A 17,500-nucleotide genomic window follows, 5' to 3' on the forward strand; every position below is an offset into this window, starting at 1 on the left:
TGGGCCGTGGCTTCATGGACTCCTCGGGCAGCGCGCGTTTCGAAGACCTGCTGCAGCGCCTGGAGCGCTTGTCCGCCGATTACGCCATTCGCCTGGATGACGCCCTGGCAACCGATGCCGGGCTCAAGCTCGCGCTCGCCGGTAGCGCCCAGGCCAGCCAGGCCACCGTCAAGCAGGCGGCGACCCTGTTCGAGGACCAGGTGGTGGTGGCCGAGAGCCTGGACGCGCCGTGGGCCGGTTTCTACCAGCAGACCAGCGACCTGATGGCGCAGACTTACCGCTTGAACGATGCCGTGCTGGCCCATCTGCATGGGCAACTGGAAGAGCGCCTCGGCCAGCACCGCCTGCGCACGGTCGCGCTGGTGGCGGCCTTGGCCTGCGTCTTCGCATTGATCATCTACCTCTACAGCGGCTTCTACGTCTCCACCCGGGAAACCCTCGGCAACCTGGGCACCGCCATGGACAAGGTGGCCGCAGGCGACATGACCATCAGCTTCCAGGCCAGCAGCCGGGACGAACTGGGCGAACTGGGGCGTGGTTTCAACGAGACCGTGCGGCGCATTCGCGGGCTGATCGAACAGGTCGGCAAGACCGTGTCCACGGTCGAGGAGCAGGCCGGCCAGGTGCTTTCGGTGTCGAGCCGCAGCAACCAGGCGGTCAGTGGCCAGCGCGAGCAGATCGAGCAGGTGGCCACGGCCATGAACCAGATGAGCGCCACCGCGCTGGAGGTCGCCCGCAGCGCGGCGCTGGCCGCCGAAGGCGCGCAGCGGGTCAACCATGAGAGTGCCTCGGGCCGCGACCTGGTGGAAAGCCAGCAGGGCAGCATCGCCCGCCTGGCCGGCGAGATTGACCAGAGCGTGGCGGCGGTTAACCAGCTGGCGGGCGACAGCCAGGCCATCGGCCGGGTATTGGAGGTGATCCGCAGCATCGCCGAGCAGACCAACCTGCTGGCCCTCAACGCTGCCATCGAAGCGGCCCGGGCCGGTGAGCAGGGCAGGGGGTTTGCCGTGGTCGCCGACGAGGTGCGCACCCTGGCCAGGCGCACCCAGGACTCCACCGAGGAGATCGCGCAGATGATCCAGCGCCTGCGCGAAGGCGTGGGCGCGGCGGTGCGGGTGATGGGCAGCAGCCACCAGATGGCCGCTGGCACCGTGGACGAAGCACGTCAGGTGCAGCAGGCACTGGGCAACATCCTTGGCGCGGTCGGCGGGATCGTCGAACAGAACCAGCAGATCGCCGCCGCCGTCGAGCAGCAGACCGCCGTGGCCCATGACATTGACCAGAACATTGTGGCGATCAACCGTGCGGCGCAGGACACCACCGAAGGCGCTTGTCAGACCGAAGATGCCAGCCGGGCGTTGTCGGCGCAGGTGGTGGAGCTCAAGCGGTTGATCGGGGCGTTCAGGGTGTGATCGAGGCCGACGTGGATCCTGTGTCGGACTGCCAGCCAAACACCCCGCAGGCATTGCGACTGCTGGCCTCTGCCAGCAGCGTTGTCTCGATCCCCATGACTTCGGCCAGCGCCCCGGCAATCTCGGGAAGGTGCTCGGGGCTGTTGCGCTGCCCCGGGAACATCGCCGGCGCCATGTCCGGCGCGTCGGTCTCCAGCACCACGCTGTCCAGCGGCAGGCGCGGCAGGGTCTTGCGCAGGCGCAATGCCTGGGGCCAGGTGCCGGCGCCGCCGAGTCCCAGCTTGAAACCGAGCTTGATGTATTCCCGCGCCTCCTCGTAGCTGCCGGCAAAGGCATGGATGATCCCAGCCCGCGCCGGCTTGTAGCGCTTGAGCGTGGCGATCACCTGGGCGTGGCTGCGGCGCACGTGCAGCAGCGACGGCAGCTCGAAGTCGCAGGCCAGTTGCAGCTGGGCCTCGAACAACGCCTGCTGGCGCGTCGGGTCCAGTTCGGGCAGGTAGAAGTCCAGGCCAAACTCACCCACCGCGCACAGACGTGGATTGCCGCGCAGGCGTTCGAGCCAGTCGCGCAACTGCGCCAGGTGCTCAGGAAGGTGCTGCTCGAGGTAGATCGGGTGCAGCCCCAGCGCCGCGTACACGCCTTCGTTGGCGCAGGCCAGGTCCCAGACTCGCTGGAAGTTGTCCTGGTACACCCCCAGCACAACCATGCGCTCCACCCCGCGCGCCGCCGCGTTGGCCAGCAGGCGCGGGCGGTCGGCGTCGAAATCGGCGAAGTCGAGGTGGGTGTGGGTGTCGATCAGGCGCATGGTCAGGCCTTGGCGATCCGCTGCTTGAAGGTGCGACCGATGGCGTGCACGCCGGGCTCGTAGCGCTTGTCCTCGATGGCGGCCAAGGCCAGTTCCAGCGCGGTGGCGGCGATCAGGCCGTGCTGCTGGGCCATGGCATTGACCGGCAGCGGCAGGAAATCGAGCAACTGATTGTCGCCGAAGGTGCCCAGCTGCAGCTGGCGTGAGTCGTCGGGGCGCGCCTGCAGCGTGTCGAACACACCTTGCAGCAGCACGTACGAAGTGGTCACCAATGCATCCGGCAGGCCACCCAGTTCATCGATCAGCTGTTGCATCAGGCGTTGGCCGCACTCGCGGCTGAAGGCTTCGCCCTGGTAGCGGCGCACTTCGCCGTCGAAACCTTGCAAGGCTTCGTCGAAGCCACCGGCGCGGGCCTGGCTCACCGACAGCTCGGGGCGGGCGCCGATCAGGGCGATGCTGCGCGGGCGGGTTTTCAACAGGCTCTGGGCCAACTGGCGGCTGGCGTCGCGGTCATCGCTGATCACCGAGCAGAAGTGCGCCGGGTCCAGGCGCCGGTCGATGGCGATCACCGGCAGGCCCTTGGCCTGCAGCTCGCGGTAGCTCTCGTCTTCCGGCGGCAGGCAACTGGCGACGAACAGTGCGTCGCAGCGCCGGGCACGGAACAGCTGCTGCAATTGGCGTTCGCTGTCGGGCTGGTCGTCGCTGCTGGCGATCAGCAGTTGGTAGCCACGGGCACGGGCGCCTTGCTCCAGCTGCTTGGCAATGCGGGCGTAGCTGGGGTTCTCCAGATCCGGGAGAATGAAGCCCAGGGTGCGGGTGTGGCGGCTGCGCAGGCCGGCGGCCTGCGGGTTCGGGGTGAAGCCGTGGGCCTCGACCACCGCACGCACGCGCTCGACGGTGCTGCTGCTGATGCGCTGCTGTTCGGCCTTGCCATTGATGACGTAGCTGGCGGTGGTCACGGACACACCGGCCAGACGGGCGATATCGCTGAGTTTCACCGAATTTTCCTTGTTGTTTCCGGGACTGCCTGCGGGGCTTGACCGGCTAGTTTCACCCATCGACGGACCCGCGCGCAGACGACCATTGTCGCAATTGTCCGACAGGATGGGGCTTTTTCGTTGGCAGATTATCGAGTAACGTGGCCGCTTGGTCAGATTAAACGTTTCAGCAAGGCGAATTTTCCTGCCTGAAAATCAGTCTTCGCCGGTTGTGCTGATCGTTTCGGCGGCTTTTGCCGTCGAATTCCACAACAATACCTCGGTAGCCGACGGGGCTGCCGCAAAAGGAGAGGGTCATGCTCGAGCTTGCCGTTGAGCAGATTGCCATGGGCCAGCGTGCCGCCGACAAAGGCGAGGCACTGGCGCTGCTGGCCGATCGACTGGTTGCCGATGGTCTGGTCGCCGAGGGTTACCTGGCGGGGCTGCAAGCCCGGGAGGCACAGGGCTCGACCTTCCTCGGCCAGGGCATCGCCATCCCCCACGGCACGCCGCAGACCCGCGAGCTGGTGTTTGCCACGGGCGTACGCCTGCTGCAGTTTCCCGACGGCGTGGACTGGGGCGACGGCCAGATCGTCTACCTGGCCATCGGCATCGCCGCCCGCTCCGATGAACATCTGCGCCTGCTGCAACTGCTGACCCGCGCCCTCGGTGAAACCGACCTGGCCGAGGCGCTGCGTCGCTCCGGTAGCGCCGAGGCACTGCTCAAGTTACTGCAAGGAGCGCCACGCGAGCTGGCGCTGGATGCCCAGCTGGTCGGCCTCAACCTGGCGGCGGAAGACTTCGACGAACTGGCCTGGCGCGGCGCTCGTCTGTTGCAACGCGCCGGTTGTGCCGACAGCGGCTTTGCCGCCGTGCTGCAGCAGACCGAGCCGCTGCCGCTGGGTGAAGGGCTGTGGTGGCTGCACAGCGAACGTGAGGTGCGCCAACCGGGGTTGGCCTTCGTCACCCCGCAACAACCGTTGCGCTACCGCGATCAACCGCTCAATGGCCTGTTCTGCCTGGCCAGCCTTGGAGCGGCGCATCAAGCCCTGCTCGAGCGCCTGTGCGAGGTGCTGATCGAGGGCCGTGGGCAGATGCTCTACCAGGCCACCAGCAGCCGCGCCGTGCTCGAAGTGCTCGGCGGCGAGGCGCCCGCCGACTGGCCCAGCGCCCGGATAGTGTTGGCCAACGCCCATGGCCTGCATGCTCGCCCTGCAAAGGTACTGGCGCAGCTGGCCAAGGGCTTCGAGGGCGAGATCCGCATACGGCTGCACGACAGCGCCCAGCCCGCCGTTTCGGTCAAGAGCCTGAGCAAGCTGCTCAGCCTCGGCGCTCGCCGTGGCCAGGTGCTGGAACTGATCGCCGAGCCCGATATCGCCGCCGATGCCTTGCCGGTACTGCTGGCAGCCATCGAGCAGGGCCTGGGCGAGGAGGTGGACCCACTGCCGCCCACAGCGGTGCAGGACGAGGCGCCGATGTCCGCCCTGCAGGCCCCGACGCCAGGCAGCACGCTGCAAGGCGTCGCTGCGGCGCCGGGCATCGCCAGCGGTCCGGCCCATGTCCAGGTCGAGCGCGATATCGACTACCCGCTGCGCGGCGAGTCGCCTGCCCAGGAGCGGGCCAGGCTGCGCCAGGCCATCGACACGGTACACGCCGATCTTCAGGCCCTGGTGCAACGCAGCGACAAGGCCATCGGCGAAATTTTTGTCACCCATCAGGAAATGCTCGCCGACCCGGCCCTGACCGACGACGTCGAGCTGCGCCTGGCCCAGGGCGAAAGCGCCGCCGCTGCGTGGATGGCGGTGATCGAAGCCGCCGCCCGTCAGCAGGAGGCCCTGCACGATGCGCTGCTGGCCGAGCGCGCCGCCGATCTGCGCGATATCGGTCGTCGGGTGCTGGCGCAACTGTGCGGCGTCAAGGACAGCGCCGAGCCAGAGCAGCCCTATGTGCTGGTGATGGTCGAAGTCGGCCCTTCGGACGTGGCGCGCCTGGACCCGGCACGGGTCGCCGGCATCGTCACCGCGCAGGGTGGCGCCACCGCCCACAGCGCCATCGTCGCCCGGGCCCTGGGCATCCCGGCGGTGGTCGGGGCCGGGGCGGCCGTGCTGTTGCTGGAGAGCGGCACGCCGCTGCTGCTTGATGGCCAGCGCGGGCAGGTCGTGGTTGCGCCAGCCGAGTCCGAGTTGCAACGAGCCCTGGCAGAGCGTGATGCCCGCGAGCGTCGGCTGCAGATCGCCTGGGCCAACCGCCATGAGCCCGCGCGGACGCGCGACGGCCATGCGGTCGAAGTGTTCGCCAACATCGGCCAGAGCAACGGCATCGACAAGGTGGTGGAGCAAGGTGCCGAAGGCATCGGCCTGTTGCGCACCGAACTGATCTTCATGGCCCACCCGCAACTGCCCGACGTGGCGACCCAGGAAGCCGAGTACCGTCGGGTGCTCGATGGCCTGGACGGACGGCCACTGGTGGTGCGCACGCTCGACGTCGGGGGCGACAAGCCCTTGCCGTACTGGCCGATCGCGGCTGAGGAAAACCCCTTTCTGGGCGTGCGCGGCGTGCGCCTGACCCTGCAACGCCCGCAGGTGATGGAAGACCAGCTGCACGCCTTGCTGCGTGCAGCGGACAACCGCCCGCTGCGTATCATGTTCCCGATGGTCGGCCAGCTCCATGAATGGCGCGCCGCCAAAGCCATGGTCGAGCGCTTGCGCCAGGAGATCCCGGTGGCCGACTTGCAGGTAGGCATCATGGTCGAAATACCGTCGGCCGCCTTGCTGGCGCCGCAACTGGCCCGTGAAGTGGACTTCTTCAGCATCGGCACCAACGACCTGACCCAGTACACCCTGGCCATCGACCGCGGTCACCCGAGCCTGTCGGCACAGGCCGACGGCCTGCACCCGGCAGTGCTCAACCTGATCGACATGACCGTGCGCGCCGCCCATGCCCAGGGCAAGTGGGTGGGCGTGTGCGGCGAGCTGGCGGCCGACCCGCAGGCGGTCGCCGTGCTGCTGGGCCTGGAGGTGGACGAGCTGAGCGTCGCCGCCCGCAGCATTCCTGAAGTCAAGGCCCTGGTACGCCAGGCCGACCTTTCGACGGCCCGCGCCCTGGCGCGCGAGGCCCTGCAACAAGACAGCGCCGAGGCAGTCCGGGCGCTGGTGGAGCGTTATTGATGGCCAAGATCCTCACCCTCACCCTCAACCCGGCGCTGGATATCACCATCAGCCTCGACCGCCTGCGACCCGGCGCGGTCAACCGCAGCCAGGCCCAGCACAGCCATGCCGCCGGCAAGGGGCTGAACGTCGCCCAGGTGCTGGCCGACCTGGGCCACAGCGTGACCGTCGGCGGTTTTCTAGGACTCGACAACCTGGCGCCGTTCGAGGCGCTGATTGCCTGGCGTGGGTTCGCCGACTGCTTCGTCCGCGTGCCCGGCGAGACCCGCAGCAACATCAAGCTGGTCGAGGCCGATGGCCAGGTCACCGATATCAACGGGCCAGGGCCGCAGGTCGACGAGGCCGCCCGCAACGCCTTGTTGCAACGTCTGGCACACGTAGCCCCGGGGCATGACGCCGTGGTGGTGGCCGGGAGCCTGCCACGGGGGATCAGCCCCGAGTGGTTGCGCGAGCTGCTGCTGATGCTCAAGGCGCAGGGCCTGAAGGTGGCCCTGGACAGCAGCGGCGAAGCCTTGCGCGCAGGCCTGCAGGCCGCGCCCTGGCTGGTCAAGCCCAACACCGAGGAGCTGGGTGAAGTCCTCAGGCTGCCGGTGCAGGGCGCGGACGAGCAACGCGCGGCCGCACGGCGGCTGCTCGCCACTGGCGTCGAGCATGTGGTGGTGTCCCAGGGCGAGCAGGGCGTGAACTGGTTCGCCGCTGGCCTGGCGCTGCATGCGCAACCGTCGAAAGTGCGCATCGCCAGTACCGTCGGCGCCGGTGATTCGCTGGTCGCGGGCATGGTCCATGGCCTGCTCCAGGCCGAAGCGCCCGCCGCTACGTTGCGTCGCGCCACCGCCATCGCCGCCCAGGCAGTCACCCAGGTCGGCTTCGGCATTCACGACCGTGAGCAACTGGAGCGCCTGGAAGCCGCCGTGCGCCTTACAGAACAACAAGAAGAGGGCTGCTGATGAACATTGCCATTGTCACCGCCTGCCCCAACGGCCAGGTGTCCAGCGTGCTCAGCGCCCGCCTGTTGGCCGCCGCAGCCCAGCGTCGGGGCTGGAAAACCTGCGTCGAGGTGCACGACGCCGAACACCCGGAGCTGCGCCTGACGCCAACGCAGATCGCCGATGCCGACTGGGTGCTGGTGGTCAGCACCGGGCCGGTGGACCTGGCGCGCTTCGCCGGCAAACGCCTGTACCAGAGCACGCCGGCCCAGGCCCTGGCCGACCGTGAAGGCTTCCTCGACGAGGCCGCTGCCGGCGCCCAGGTGCAGGTGGCGCAAACCCCGGTGCAGGGTGCGCCGAAGATTGTCGCTGTGACCGCCTGCCCGACCGGCGTGGCCCACACCTTCATGGCCGCCGAAGCCCTGCAACAGGCGGCGCAGGCCATGGGCTACCAGCTCACCGTGGAAACCCAGGGCTCGGTCGGCGCACGCAATCCGCTGCCGGCCGAGGCCATCGCCGCAGCCGATGTGGTGTTGCTGGCCGCCGATATCGAAGTACCGGCCGCGCGCTTCGCCGGCAAGCGCATCTACCGCTGCGGCACCGGCATCGCCCTCAAGCAGGCCCGCGCCACGCTGGACAAGGCACTGGCCGAGGGCAAGGTGGAGGCAGCGGGGGCGACCGGCGCGATGCCGCCGGCCGAGAAGACCGGCGTCTACAAGCACCTGCTGACCGGAGTCTCGTTCATGCTGCCGATGGTGGTGGCTGGCGGTTTGCTGATCGCCTTGTCGTTCGTGTTCGGCATCGAGGCCTACAAGGAGCCCGGCACGCTGCCCGCCGCCTTGATGCAGATCGGCGGCGAGGCGGCGTTCAAGTTGATGGTGCCGTTGCTCGCCGGCTACATCGCCTGGTCCATTGCCGACCGCCCGGGCCTGGCGCCCGGGATGATCGGCGGCCTGTTGGCGAGCACGCTCGGGGCGGGGTTCATCGGCGGCATCGTCGCCGGCTTCCTGGCCGGCTACAGCGCCAAGGCCATCGCCCGCTGGGTGCGCCTGCCCAGCAGCCTCGACGCGCTCAAGCCGATCCTCATCATCCCGCTGCTGGCCAGCCTGTTCACCGGCCTGGTGATGATCTACGTGGTTGGCCAGCCCGTGGCGGCCATGCTCGCGGGACTGACCCACTTCCTCGACAGCATGGGCACCACCAACGCCGTGCTGCTCGGGTTGCTGCTCGGCGGCATGATGTGCGTCGACCTCGGCGGGCCGATCAACAAGGCCGCCTATGCCTTCTCGGTGGGGCTGCTGGCCTCGTCGAGCTACGCGCCGATGGCCGCGACCATGGCCGCCGGCATGGTGCCGCCGATCGGCCTGGGCATCGCCACCTTCCTGGCCCGGCGCAAGTTCGCCCAGAGTGAGCGCGAGGCCGGCAAGGCGGCGCTGGCGCTGGGCCTGTGCTTCATCTCCGAGGGCGCGATCCCGTTCGCCGCCAAGGACCCGCTGCGGGTGATTCCGGCGAGCATCGCCGGCGGCGCGCTGACCGGGGCCTTGTCGATGTATTTCGGCTGCAAGCTGATGGCGCCCCATGGCGGGCTGTTCGTGCTGCTGATCCCCAACGCAATCAACCATGCGCTGTTGTACCTGCTGGCCATCGTCGCCGGCAGCCTGCTGACGGCGGTGGTGTACGCGCTGATCAAGAAGAGCGAGCAGGTGGAGATGGTGGTGGCGCCGGCCAAGGGCTAGGCCGGCAGACTCCATCGCGGGGCAGGTCCGTGCTGGTTACTCGAAGGTGGTGCCGATACGCTGGCGGTTCTTCGAGTACCAGATCCCGGTGATTTTTGCCGTCACGTCCGCTACCGCGACCTGGCCGTCATAGCGACTGTCGTTGCTGTTGTCGCGGCGGTCACCGAGCAGGTAGATGTGCCCGGGCTCGATCACCGTCGGTGCCAGGCTCAGCGACTCGGGACGGCGTACATGCTCGGGCGCTGCATGGAACAGCCCCAGGTTGCGCCCATTGACGATCACTTCGCCATTGACGATCTCCAGCCGGTCGCCGGCAACCCCCGCCACACGCTTGAATGCCTCGCCATTGCGATAGCGGTACAGCACGATATCCCCCACCTTGGGCGCTGCGCTCAAGCGCGTGTCGCTGATGATGTGGTCGCCGATCTGTAGCGTCGGCTCCATCGAACCTGAAGGGATCTGGCTGAGTTGGTAACCGAACAGTGGCCCGCGCAGCACCAGCAGCAGGGCGGCCACGCCTATCACCGCCGCAGCGTAGGCAACCAGGCGTACGCCGGCGGGTTCAGCCCCGGCGCGGCCGCGCCACACAAGGCCTGCGGCCAGGCACGCCGAGCCGAACTTCAGCGCCAGAGCGACACCCAGGCCGACGATCAATGCCCTGGGCGTGGCGAACAGGCCGATCAGCAAAAAGTCGGCGAGGATCAGGCCCAGCAGTATCAATGCCCAGCGCAGCCGGCCCACGTAGAAAAGCCCCCACCCGGCGACGAGCAGCGAGATGACGAAAGCCGAGGAGGCGGATTGGCGAGCTTGCATGAGCAGTGGTTCGTCCTTGAATTAACGATGTAATTGTCTCGGCAGCTGGCGTGGGTTCTTGACCGTTCAGCGGCGTGGCATCTTTGCCCGCAGCGGCACCAGCAGGTCGCCCAGGCCGTTGTGGTCGATCTCGTGCATCAGCGCCAGCAACCCGCCCAGCTCCCCGGGCGGGAAGCCTTTACGGGCAAACCATGCCAGGTAGTCCCCGGGCAGGTCGGCGATGATCCGCCCCTGGTACTTGCCAAAAGGCATGGTGCGGGTGACCAGCAGTTGCAGGGTTTCGGGTTTCATCGGGCGGTGGCCGGTGGTGGTTGAAGCGCGACCTTACTGCAAACTGCACGACGACCCAAGCGGCGATCATGCAGAACGCCGTTTAACGGAGTGTTTATTAAATCTTCAAGTTACTGATTTATATAAGTTAATTTTATTTTCTGGGCCTGGCACGAAGCCTGCTCCGATCAAGGTGACTATCACCTGCCAAGGAGTTGTTGCCATGAGTAACCCCAACAAAGACACGATCGACGTACTCAACGACCTGATCGAGTACAGCAAGGATGGTGAGAAAGGCTTCAAGACCTCCGCCGAGGATGTGAAGAACCCTGAACTGAAAGCGTTCTTCGTGCAACGCGCCAGCGAGTGCGCCAGCGCCGCAGCCGAGCTACAAGGCGAAGTGCGCCGCCTGGGCGGCGATCCGGAAACCAGCACCAGCATCAGCGGCGACCTGCACCGTGGCTGGGTCAACCTCAAGTCGATGGTCACCGGCAAGGATGAAGAGGCGGTGCTCAATGAAGTGGAGCGTGGTGAAGACCATGCGCTGAAGGCCTACAAGGAAGCCCGCGAGAAGCTGGTCAAACTGGGGCGCTCGGCCAATGACACTTCGTATGCCTTGGTGGAGAAACAGCTGCAGGGCGTGCAGCGCAATCATGACCAGGTGAAGGCTCTGCGTAACGCAGCCCGCGCTCGGTCGTAAGTAGCAAGGGGCCGCTGAGCGGCCCTTTCGCCGGCAAGCCGGCTCCCACAAGATCGCGCATGGCTTGAAGCTGGAGCGAACCCTGTGGGAGCCGGTTTGTCGTGGCGACGAACCGCGGTGAAAGGGCCGTGTAACGGCCCCATGACTCACCCCTCGGGTCCTTCCACCCGATTCCGCCCATTGGCCTTGGCTCGATACAGCGCCTCGTCCGCATCGCCCAGCAGCGCCGCCAGGTCCTGATGGGTACCGGGGATATGCAGGCCAATCCCCACACTGACCGTCACCGACCGCTCGTCATCGCCGAATGGCGGCATCGCCTCGACACTGGCGCGAATCCGCTCGGCCAGCAACCGGGCGCCGGCCAGCTCGGTTTCCGGCAGCACCACCTGGAACTCCTCCCCGCCGTAACGCGCCGCCAGGTCCGCAGGGCGGCGGATGCACAGCTCGATGGTGGTGGCCACCTCGCGCAACACATGGTCGCCACCGGCATGGCCATGGCGCTGGTTGAAGGCCTTGAAGTGGTCCACATCCACCATCAACACCGCCAGCGGCTTGCGGTTGCGCTGGGCGCGCGCCCATTCCTGGCGCAGCACCTGGTCGAGGCGGCGGCGGTTGGCAAGGCCGGTGAGGCTGTCGGTGGCGGCGAGGGTGGCCAGGCCCAGTTCGGCATCGTGGCGCCGACGTAGCTCGCGGCCCAGCAGCAAGGTCAGCCAGAGGATGCCAATGCACAACACGCCAGTGGCCACGCTGACCACGATCGCGGTACGCCGCCACGACTGGAACACTTCATCGGCCGAGTGGGCCACCAGCACGATCAACGGCAGGTCGGCGACCCGGGCGAAGGTGTAGAGGCGCTGGCCCTCATAGGCCGTCGAGCGGGCGGTGAAGCTGCCGCTGCGTTCGCTGAGGATGCGCTTGAAGTTGGGGCGCTCGCTGAAGCTGGTGCCGATCAGTGGATCCTGCGGCCGGGTCGGCTGGCGCGCCAGCAGCTGGCCATCGGTATTGAGCAGGTTGATGCTGCTGTCCACGCCGATGTCCAGGCGCTGGAACAGTTCGTTGAAATAGGACAGACGCAAGGCCCCGGCGGCCAGGCCCTGGAACTCGCCGTTGGCGCCGGAGATGCGCCGGCTGAAGCTGATGCACCAGTCCAGGTTGCCCAGCCGTGCCTTGAACGGCGGGCTGATCAGCAGGCCCAGGCCCGGGCGGTCGCGGTGCGCCTGGAAGGCCACGGTGTCGGCGAAGTTGGCCTGGCGCGGCACCGCGCTGGTGGAGTCGCCGAGCACGTCGCCCTTGGCGTCGAGCCAGAGAATGTCGCCGCGCACCGGCGCGGAGAAGGCCTGGTTGAACAGGATCTGCTGGCGCAGCTTGGTCGGCACGTTGAGCAGCTCGGGGTGCTGCACGGCCCAGATCAGGCCGTTGAGCGACTGGTCGTAGAGCTCGACGTTACGCAGGATGTCGCTTTCGATCAGTTGCACGATATTGCTCGACGAGCGCATTTCCGATTGCTCGACGCTGTCGCGCTCGCGGGCCAGCAGGTAGCCGACGATGGCCACTATGGCGAGCACGGCGAGGCAGCTGCCCAGGTTGAGGACCAGCTCGGGGTGTGACTTGTACAGGGCGGATCGTGGTGATCGGGTGGGCAACGTCATGCTCGCAACTGCATAAGCCCCGGGATCCATGGGGAGTGGGCCGGAAAGCGGCGGCGGTATTTTAGGCAAGGTGGGATTGTCGGACAAGATCAAAGGTGTTTTGCCCGACGGAATTGATTCAGTGGGCCTGCGATGGGATGTACGACATTTCCGAATCTGAAACCAAATGCTTCAGTTGGGCTGTGCTTGGGACCTATCCTACGCGCTTGCCGGAAGGGTCTGGATAGGCCGGGAAATGCATCAGGGCTAATGTCGTCGGGTCGCCAAATTTGGTGACCGGGTGTGAGAACCTGACGATATGTCTTTCGGCCATTTCAATGGCAGCCGTGTTCGGGCAGACCTCTGGTCTGGCCGGGTTTCATGTCCTCGGTTTCTCACCCCGTACACGGTTGCCACCTAATCCCGTGAGAAAGGTTCAAGTGGCGAATTTCTTCAATCGACATGAGCGATTTTGAATGAAAAAGCTAGTACCTGACCCACCCATCCCCTACATCTCCATCATCGACCATCTGCCCCTCGCCGAAGTCTGGGAGCATGCCGCAGTCCTGATGACCATGATGACCCGCACCTGCGATGTCTACATGGCCTTTCCCGTGGATGAGCGTCCGGAGATCCTGGTGGAGAACATTTCCATCCTCAGCCGGCTGCTGAGCTGCCTGATGGCCCACGCCAGCTCGCTGGAGGAGCAGCCATGAGCGAGCAGCCCGATATGCCCGTCACCGCTGGCGACGAGACTTTCCTGGAATGTTATCGCGTGCTGCCGGGTGTGCCCTTGAGCCGGGCATTCGATGAGCTGTCGGTATTGCAGGATTGCATCCTGCACCTGACCACCGAGGCGGAAATGGAAGGGGACCTGAAAGCGGGGAGTGCGGCGCGGATGCTCAGTGCCATGGCCAAGGCGCTGATCAATGACCTGGAAACAGGACTGAAAAGAAACAGTTGAATCAGAGCATCGCCGGCAAGCCGGCTCCCACAAAAAATAGCGCTGTAGCTGTGGGAGCCGGCTTGCCGGCGAAACGAGGGCGTAGCCCTCGCCCGCGATGATGGATCAGAACACGTTCAACGGATAATCCACGATCACGCGGAATTCGTTGTTGTCCTGAATCGTCGAGTAGGCCGCGTTGGCCCGGTGCGTGGCATAGCGCAGCAGTACCGACAGGTCCTTCATCTGACCTTCCTGGAACACATACTTCACGTCGAAGTCGCGCTCCCAATGCCGGGCATTTTCGCCGTCGGCGTTGTAGAAGGCGTAGTACTGGGTGTCCTGGCTGGCCTTGGTCAGGTCGGCCTTGCCGCGCGAGTACGACAGCGACGAGGTCAGGCCTGGGATACCGAGGCCGGCGAAGTCATAGTCGTACTGCAGCTTCCACGAGCGCTCGTTCGGCGCGTTGAAGTCCGAGTACATGCGCGAGTTGTCGAGGAAGATGCTGTCGCCCAGGTTGATGTAGTCGAACGGCGTGTCGCCATTGACCCGCTGGTAGGCGGCGGTAACGCTGTGGTACCCGGCGGCGACGGTGAAGTGCACGCTCCAGGTGTTGTTGTCGATGCTGCCCAGCTTCGACTGGCCGGTGTCCTGGGTGTGATAGAAGTGCACGCCCGGGTTCAGGCTGACCAGGTCGTTGACCGCGTAGGTGTAGTCGAAGTCGGCGTAGTACTGGTTCCAGATGTCCTTCAGCTCGGCGGCGTAGAGGTTGGCGGTGACGCCCTCGGTGCCGCTCCACGACGCGCCGGCCCAGCTCAGGTTCTGGCTGTCCTGCTCGGGCGTCTGGTTGCTGTAGTAGGTGTTGATGCGGCGGTGGCCGCTCTGGTTGTACGGCTTGGTGAAGCTGACCTTGCCGCCTTCGAGCATCAGCCCGTCGATGCTGTTGTTGGTCAGCGCGACGCCGCGGAAGGTCTGCGGCAGCATGCGGCTTTCGCCACCGGCGATCACCGGGTTGGTGAGGAACAGGTCACCGGCCTTGAACTCGGTGTCGAAGCCCTTGAGCTTGATCGCGCCGCCGGCAGTGGAGAAGGCGTGGCGCGCCTTGTCTTCTGGCGCGCTCGGCAGGATCGAGGTGCCGGCGCGGCCATCACCGCCGTCGAGCTTCAGGCCGACCATGGCGTGGGCGTCGAGGCCGAAGCCGATCACGCCAGGCGTGTAGCCGGACTCGAAGCGTGCGACGGCGCCCTGGCCCCACTCGCGCTTGTCCTTGATCGAGGCATTCTTCTCGTTGCGATTGAAGTAGGCATTACGCAAATGCAGGTTCAGCGTGGAACCCTCGATGAAGCCATCAGCCTTGTCTTCATCGGCCTGTGCGGCCACGGGCATCGTTGCGGCCAATGCAACGAACAACGGGGTGAAACGAAACGCGAAAGACACCGGTACAAACTCCTTTGGTCAAGCGATGGGGCAGTTTTTTATTGTCGTGTCTGCAAGTTCTTATTAGAGACGTAACAGCCTGGCTGAGATTTTCGACGCATAAAAAAAGCCGCTGAAAGGCAGCGGCTTTGAAAGGCTAACATATCGTCACAGGCAGTGCCCATGGTGTAGCCCAGGGAAAACTGGAAACAGCTGACGTGGCCGGTCAACTATCGGCATCGGTATCGACAGATACCTTGGAAGCGGTCTGCTGTGCGTCTTTAGCCGCAGCCGACTGCTGCGCGGCGTAGGCGTCACGCGCCTCTTGGTGAACCGCGGCGAGTTCGGCGTTGCGGGCGACGAAGGCCGGGGATTCTTCCGCCATGGCCAGGGGCGACAACAACAGGGAAGACAGGATGAAGACGCTGGCAATACCCATACTGTTGGACATTTGGAACAACCTTCTTGCGGGGCAAGTGCTAATGGAGACAGGGCTAAAGTTAGTCCTGTAAACAGCGGGGAAACAGAGGCTGTTCAGATAAGCACTGTTGCGCAAAAAGTAATGATCGCGGCAAAAACACTCAGACTTTTACCGCAAACCCGCGTAGTTGAGCGCTCGGCAAGTTGATACCGAAGGTATTGGCCCCGGCCTCGCTGTGCACGAAAACACTGCCGCCGTGCATCAGGGCGATTGCCTTGACGATGGCCAGGCCCAGTCCGTGGTTGCCGCCGCTGCTGTTGGCGCGGGCCGCATCCACCCGATAGAAGCGCTCGAACAGCATCGGCAGGTGTTCGTCGTCGATCGCCGGCCCCGGGTTGCTCACGGCGATGCTGACCTGCTCCTCATTAGCCTCGATGCGCACCTGGATCGCCTGGTGCGGTGCGGTGTGCTGCACGGCGTTGTTCAGCAGGTTGATCAGTGCCCGGCGCAACTGGGCCTTTTCGATGCAGGCCTGGGCATCGCCGCTGACGGTGACGCTGACGTGGGCGTCTTCGAGGATGTAGTCGAGGTAGTCGAGGGTGGTGGCCACTTCCTCGGCCAGTGAGGCCTGGGTAAGGGCGGTGGCCTTGCTGCCCTGGTCGGCGCTGGCCAGGAACAGCATGTCGTTGATGATGCTGCGCAGGCGCTCGAGTTCTTCGAGGTTCGATTGCAGCACCTCGAAGTAGTGCTCGGCGCTGCGCCCGCGGGTGAGGGCGACCTGGGTCTGGCCGATCAGGTTGGTCAGCGGCGAACGCAGTTCGTGGGCGACGTCGGCGTTGAAGGCTTCCAGTTGCGAATAGGCCTGGCTGACGCGGTCGAGGGCGGCATTGAAGGTGCCGGCGAATCGCGCCAGTTCCGGCGGCAGGTCGCGGGTCTGCAGGCGACCGTCCAGGCGTGGCGGCGCCAGGGCCTGGGCTTCTTCGGAGAGGGCGAGCAGGGGCCGCAGACCAATACGTGCGACCCAGTAACCGAGCAGCGAAGCCAGCAGCACGCCGAAAGCCGCCAGGCCAACGATGGCCACCAGCAGGCTGTGCTGGGCCTGCCAGAAGGTTTCAGTGTCGATGCCGATCAGAAAACGCAGGGGCGGGCGCTCACCCTGCGCGGGCAGCTCGCTGACCAGCACCTTGTAGGGGTAGGGGCTGTCGGACAGGCGCAGCTCGCGCATGCCTACAGGGCCCTTGGCGAAGCCGCGCACCTGTTCGCTGGGATGGCCGTACTCGAAGGCCGGGTCGCCGCTCACCACCCAGAAGCGGATGCGCCGGTCTTCTTCGCCGAGCAGGTTGAGCTTGTTGTTGATCTTGGCCCAGTGCTCGGGGGTGCCGTAGCGATTGAGGGTCGATTCGAGCACGCTGAAGCGCGCATCGAGCTCGGCTTCAGGCAACAGGTCGAGGCTGCGATCGACCTGGCGGTACAGCGCGCTGCCGATCAGCACGAACACGGCCAGGGCGACCATGGCGAACAGTGCCGACAGGCGCAGGGCGATGGAGTTGCGTAAAGGATTCATGGGGCGGCACCTGGGGCCGACGCGTGGGAGCGGGTACTGCCGCAGGCTTCAGACACGGTTTTCCAGGACATAGCCCATGCCTCGGATGGTATGCAGCAGCTTGTTGTCGAACGGCCCGTCGAGCTTGGCGCGCAGGCGCTTGATCGCTACCTCGACGACATTGGCGTCACTGTCGAAATTGATGTCCCAGACCAGTTCGGCGATGGCTGTCTTGGACAGGATCTCGCCCTGGCGCCGGGCCAGCACGCTGAGCAGCGAAAACTCCTTGGCGGTCAGGTCCAGGCGCTGGCCGGCGCGGCTGGCCTTGCGCGCCATCAGGTCGATCCACAGGTCGGCGACCTGGATCTGCAACGGTTCATGAACCGCGCTGCGTCGGGTCAGGGCCTGCAACCTGGCCACCAACTCGAGGAACGAGAACGGCTTGCCCAGGTAGTCGTCGGCGCCTTCGCGCAGGCCGTGGATGCGGTCCTCGACCCGCTCGCGGGCGGTGAGCATGATCACCGGCGTCTGCTTGCGCGCCCGCAACGCACGCAGCACCCCGTAACCATCGAGGCCAGGCAGCATCACGTCGAGCACGATCACCGCGTAGTCACCTTCGAGGGCCAGGTGCAGGCCGTCGATGCCGTCGCGTGCCAGGTCGACGGTAAAGCCCTGCTCGGTGAGGCCGCGATGCAGGTAGTCAGCGGTTTTTTCTTCGTCTTCGATGATCAGCACACGCATGG

Annotated in this window: 16 protein-coding genes and 1 pseudogene; 8 read left to right on the top strand and 9 right to left on the bottom strand. The window is 65.9% G+C overall.

The genetic code is table 11. From position 1 onward, the window contains the following. Positions 1-263: 263 nt before the first annotated feature. Positions 264-554: pseudogene (locus tag AC3WL2_RS11125) on the top strand (HAMP domain-containing protein); the annotation flags it as partial. 153 nt (positions 555-707) lie between these two features. Continuing rightward, positions 708-1,412, top strand: coding sequence for a methyl-accepting chemotaxis protein (locus tag AC3WL2_RS11130; protein ID WP_371919248.1), 705 nt, complete (start codon positions 708-710; stop codon positions 1,410-1,412). Here AC3WL2_RS11130 and AC3WL2_RS11135 read toward each other — a convergent pair. Together AC3WL2_RS11135 and cra are read right to left on the bottom strand one after the other, a co-directional pair. Beyond that, positions 1,402-2,217, bottom strand: coding sequence for a TatD family hydrolase (locus AC3WL2_RS11135; RefSeq protein ID WP_102682509.1), 816 nt, complete (start codon positions 2,215-2,217; stop codon positions 1,402-1,404). The two genes, AC3WL2_RS11130 and AC3WL2_RS11135, sit on opposite strands and share 11 nt — an antisense overlap. A gap of 2 nt (positions 2,218-2,219) precedes the next feature. After that, a complete protein-coding gene (gene cra, locus AC3WL2_RS11140; RefSeq protein WP_102682508.1) occupies positions 2,220-3,215 on the bottom strand; it encodes a catabolite repressor/activator in 996 nt (331 codons plus the stop codon). 296 nt (positions 3,216-3,511) lie between these two features. Here cra and ptsP point away from each other — a divergent pair, with 296 nt between their 5' ends. The 3 genes from ptsP to AC3WL2_RS11155 are packed head-to-tail and all read left to right on the top strand — an operon-like array spanning position 3,512 to position 9,023. Beyond that, entirely contained in the window at positions 3,512-6,361 is a 2,850-nt protein-coding gene (ptsP, locus tag AC3WL2_RS11145) for a phosphoenolpyruvate--protein phosphotransferase (RefSeq protein ID WP_102682507.1), read from the top strand. Continuing rightward, complete coding sequence (gene pfkB / locus AC3WL2_RS11150; RefSeq protein WP_102682506.1) at positions 6,361-7,308, top strand: 1-phosphofructokinase; 948 nt, start codon at positions 6,361-6,363, stop codon at positions 7,306-7,308. The genes ptsP and pfkB overlap by 1 nt, the downstream gene beginning before the upstream one ends. After that, a complete protein-coding gene (locus AC3WL2_RS11155; RefSeq protein WP_102682505.1) occupies positions 7,308-9,023 on the top strand; it encodes a PTS fructose-like transporter subunit IIB in 1,716 nt (571 codons plus the stop codon). The genes pfkB and AC3WL2_RS11155 overlap by 1 nt, the downstream gene beginning before the upstream one ends. 36 nt (positions 9,024-9,059) lie before the next feature. Here AC3WL2_RS11155 and lepB read toward each other — a convergent pair whose 3' ends face one another. Both lepB and AC3WL2_RS11165 read right to left on the bottom strand, forming a co-directional pair. Further along, positions 9,060-9,836: a signal peptidase I gene (gene lepB, locus AC3WL2_RS11160; RefSeq protein WP_102682504.1), complete on the bottom strand. Its 777-nt coding sequence runs from the start codon at positions 9,834-9,836 to the stop codon at positions 9,060-9,062. 66 nt (positions 9,837-9,902) lie between these two features. Continuing rightward, entirely contained in the window at positions 9,903-10,127 is a 225-nt protein-coding gene (locus tag AC3WL2_RS11165; RefSeq protein WP_102682503.1) for a DUF3820 family protein, read from the bottom strand. A 202-nt stretch (positions 10,128-10,329) separates the two neighbouring features. Here AC3WL2_RS11165 and AC3WL2_RS11170 point away from each other — a divergent pair, with 202 nt between their 5' ends. Continuing rightward, positions 10,330-10,806 carry a ferritin-like domain-containing protein gene (locus tag AC3WL2_RS11170; protein ID WP_094010256.1) on the top strand — a complete coding sequence of 159 codons (477 nt, stop codon included), beginning with the start codon at positions 10,330-10,332 and terminating at the stop codon, positions 10,804-10,806. A 146-nt stretch (positions 10,807-10,952) separates the two neighbouring features. Here AC3WL2_RS11170 and AC3WL2_RS11175 read toward each other — a convergent pair whose 3' ends face one another. Next, positions 10,953-12,449, bottom strand: a complete 1,497-nt coding sequence (locus tag AC3WL2_RS11175; RefSeq protein WP_102682566.1) for a GGDEF domain-containing protein — start codon at positions 12,447-12,449, stop codon at positions 10,953-10,955. Between the two features lie 461 nt (positions 12,450-12,910). Here AC3WL2_RS11175 and AC3WL2_RS11180 point away from each other — a divergent pair, with 461 nt between their 5' ends. Next, positions 12,911-13,150 (top strand): hypothetical protein, encoded by a 240-nt coding sequence (locus AC3WL2_RS11180; protein ID WP_102682502.1) that lies wholly within the window; start codon positions 12,911-12,913, stop codon positions 13,148-13,150. Further along, a complete protein-coding gene (locus tag AC3WL2_RS11185; RefSeq protein WP_102682501.1) occupies positions 13,147-13,398 on the top strand; it encodes a DUF3077 domain-containing protein in 252 nt (83 codons plus the stop codon). Before AC3WL2_RS11180 ends, AC3WL2_RS11185 begins: the two co-directional genes overlap by 4 nt. Positions 13,399-13,503: 105 nt before the next feature. Here the strand turns inward: AC3WL2_RS11185 and AC3WL2_RS11190 are convergent, their stop codons facing one another. From AC3WL2_RS11190 to AC3WL2_RS11205, 4 genes are all read right to left on the bottom strand, one after another. Beyond that, entirely contained in the window at positions 13,504-14,814 is a 1,311-nt protein-coding gene (locus tag AC3WL2_RS11190; RefSeq protein ID WP_102682500.1) for an OprD family porin, read from the bottom strand. 205 nt (positions 14,815-15,019) lie between these two features. Then, entirely contained in the window at positions 15,020-15,244 is a 225-nt protein-coding gene (locus tag AC3WL2_RS11195; RefSeq protein WP_102682499.1) for a hypothetical protein, read from the bottom strand. 130 nt (positions 15,245-15,374) lie between these two features. Continuing rightward, positions 15,375-16,778, bottom strand: coding sequence for a heavy metal sensor histidine kinase (locus AC3WL2_RS11200; RefSeq protein WP_102682498.1), 1,404 nt, complete (start codon positions 16,776-16,778; stop codon positions 15,375-15,377). Positions 16,779-16,826: 48 nt separating this feature from the next. Beyond that, complete coding sequence (locus AC3WL2_RS11205) at positions 16,827-17,498, bottom strand: heavy metal response regulator transcription factor (protein ID WP_102682497.1); 672 nt, start codon at positions 17,496-17,498, stop codon at positions 16,827-16,829. Between the last annotated feature and the right edge of the window lie 2 nt (positions 17,499-17,500).

The organism is Pseudomonas sp. FW305-96 (assembly GCF_058783825.1).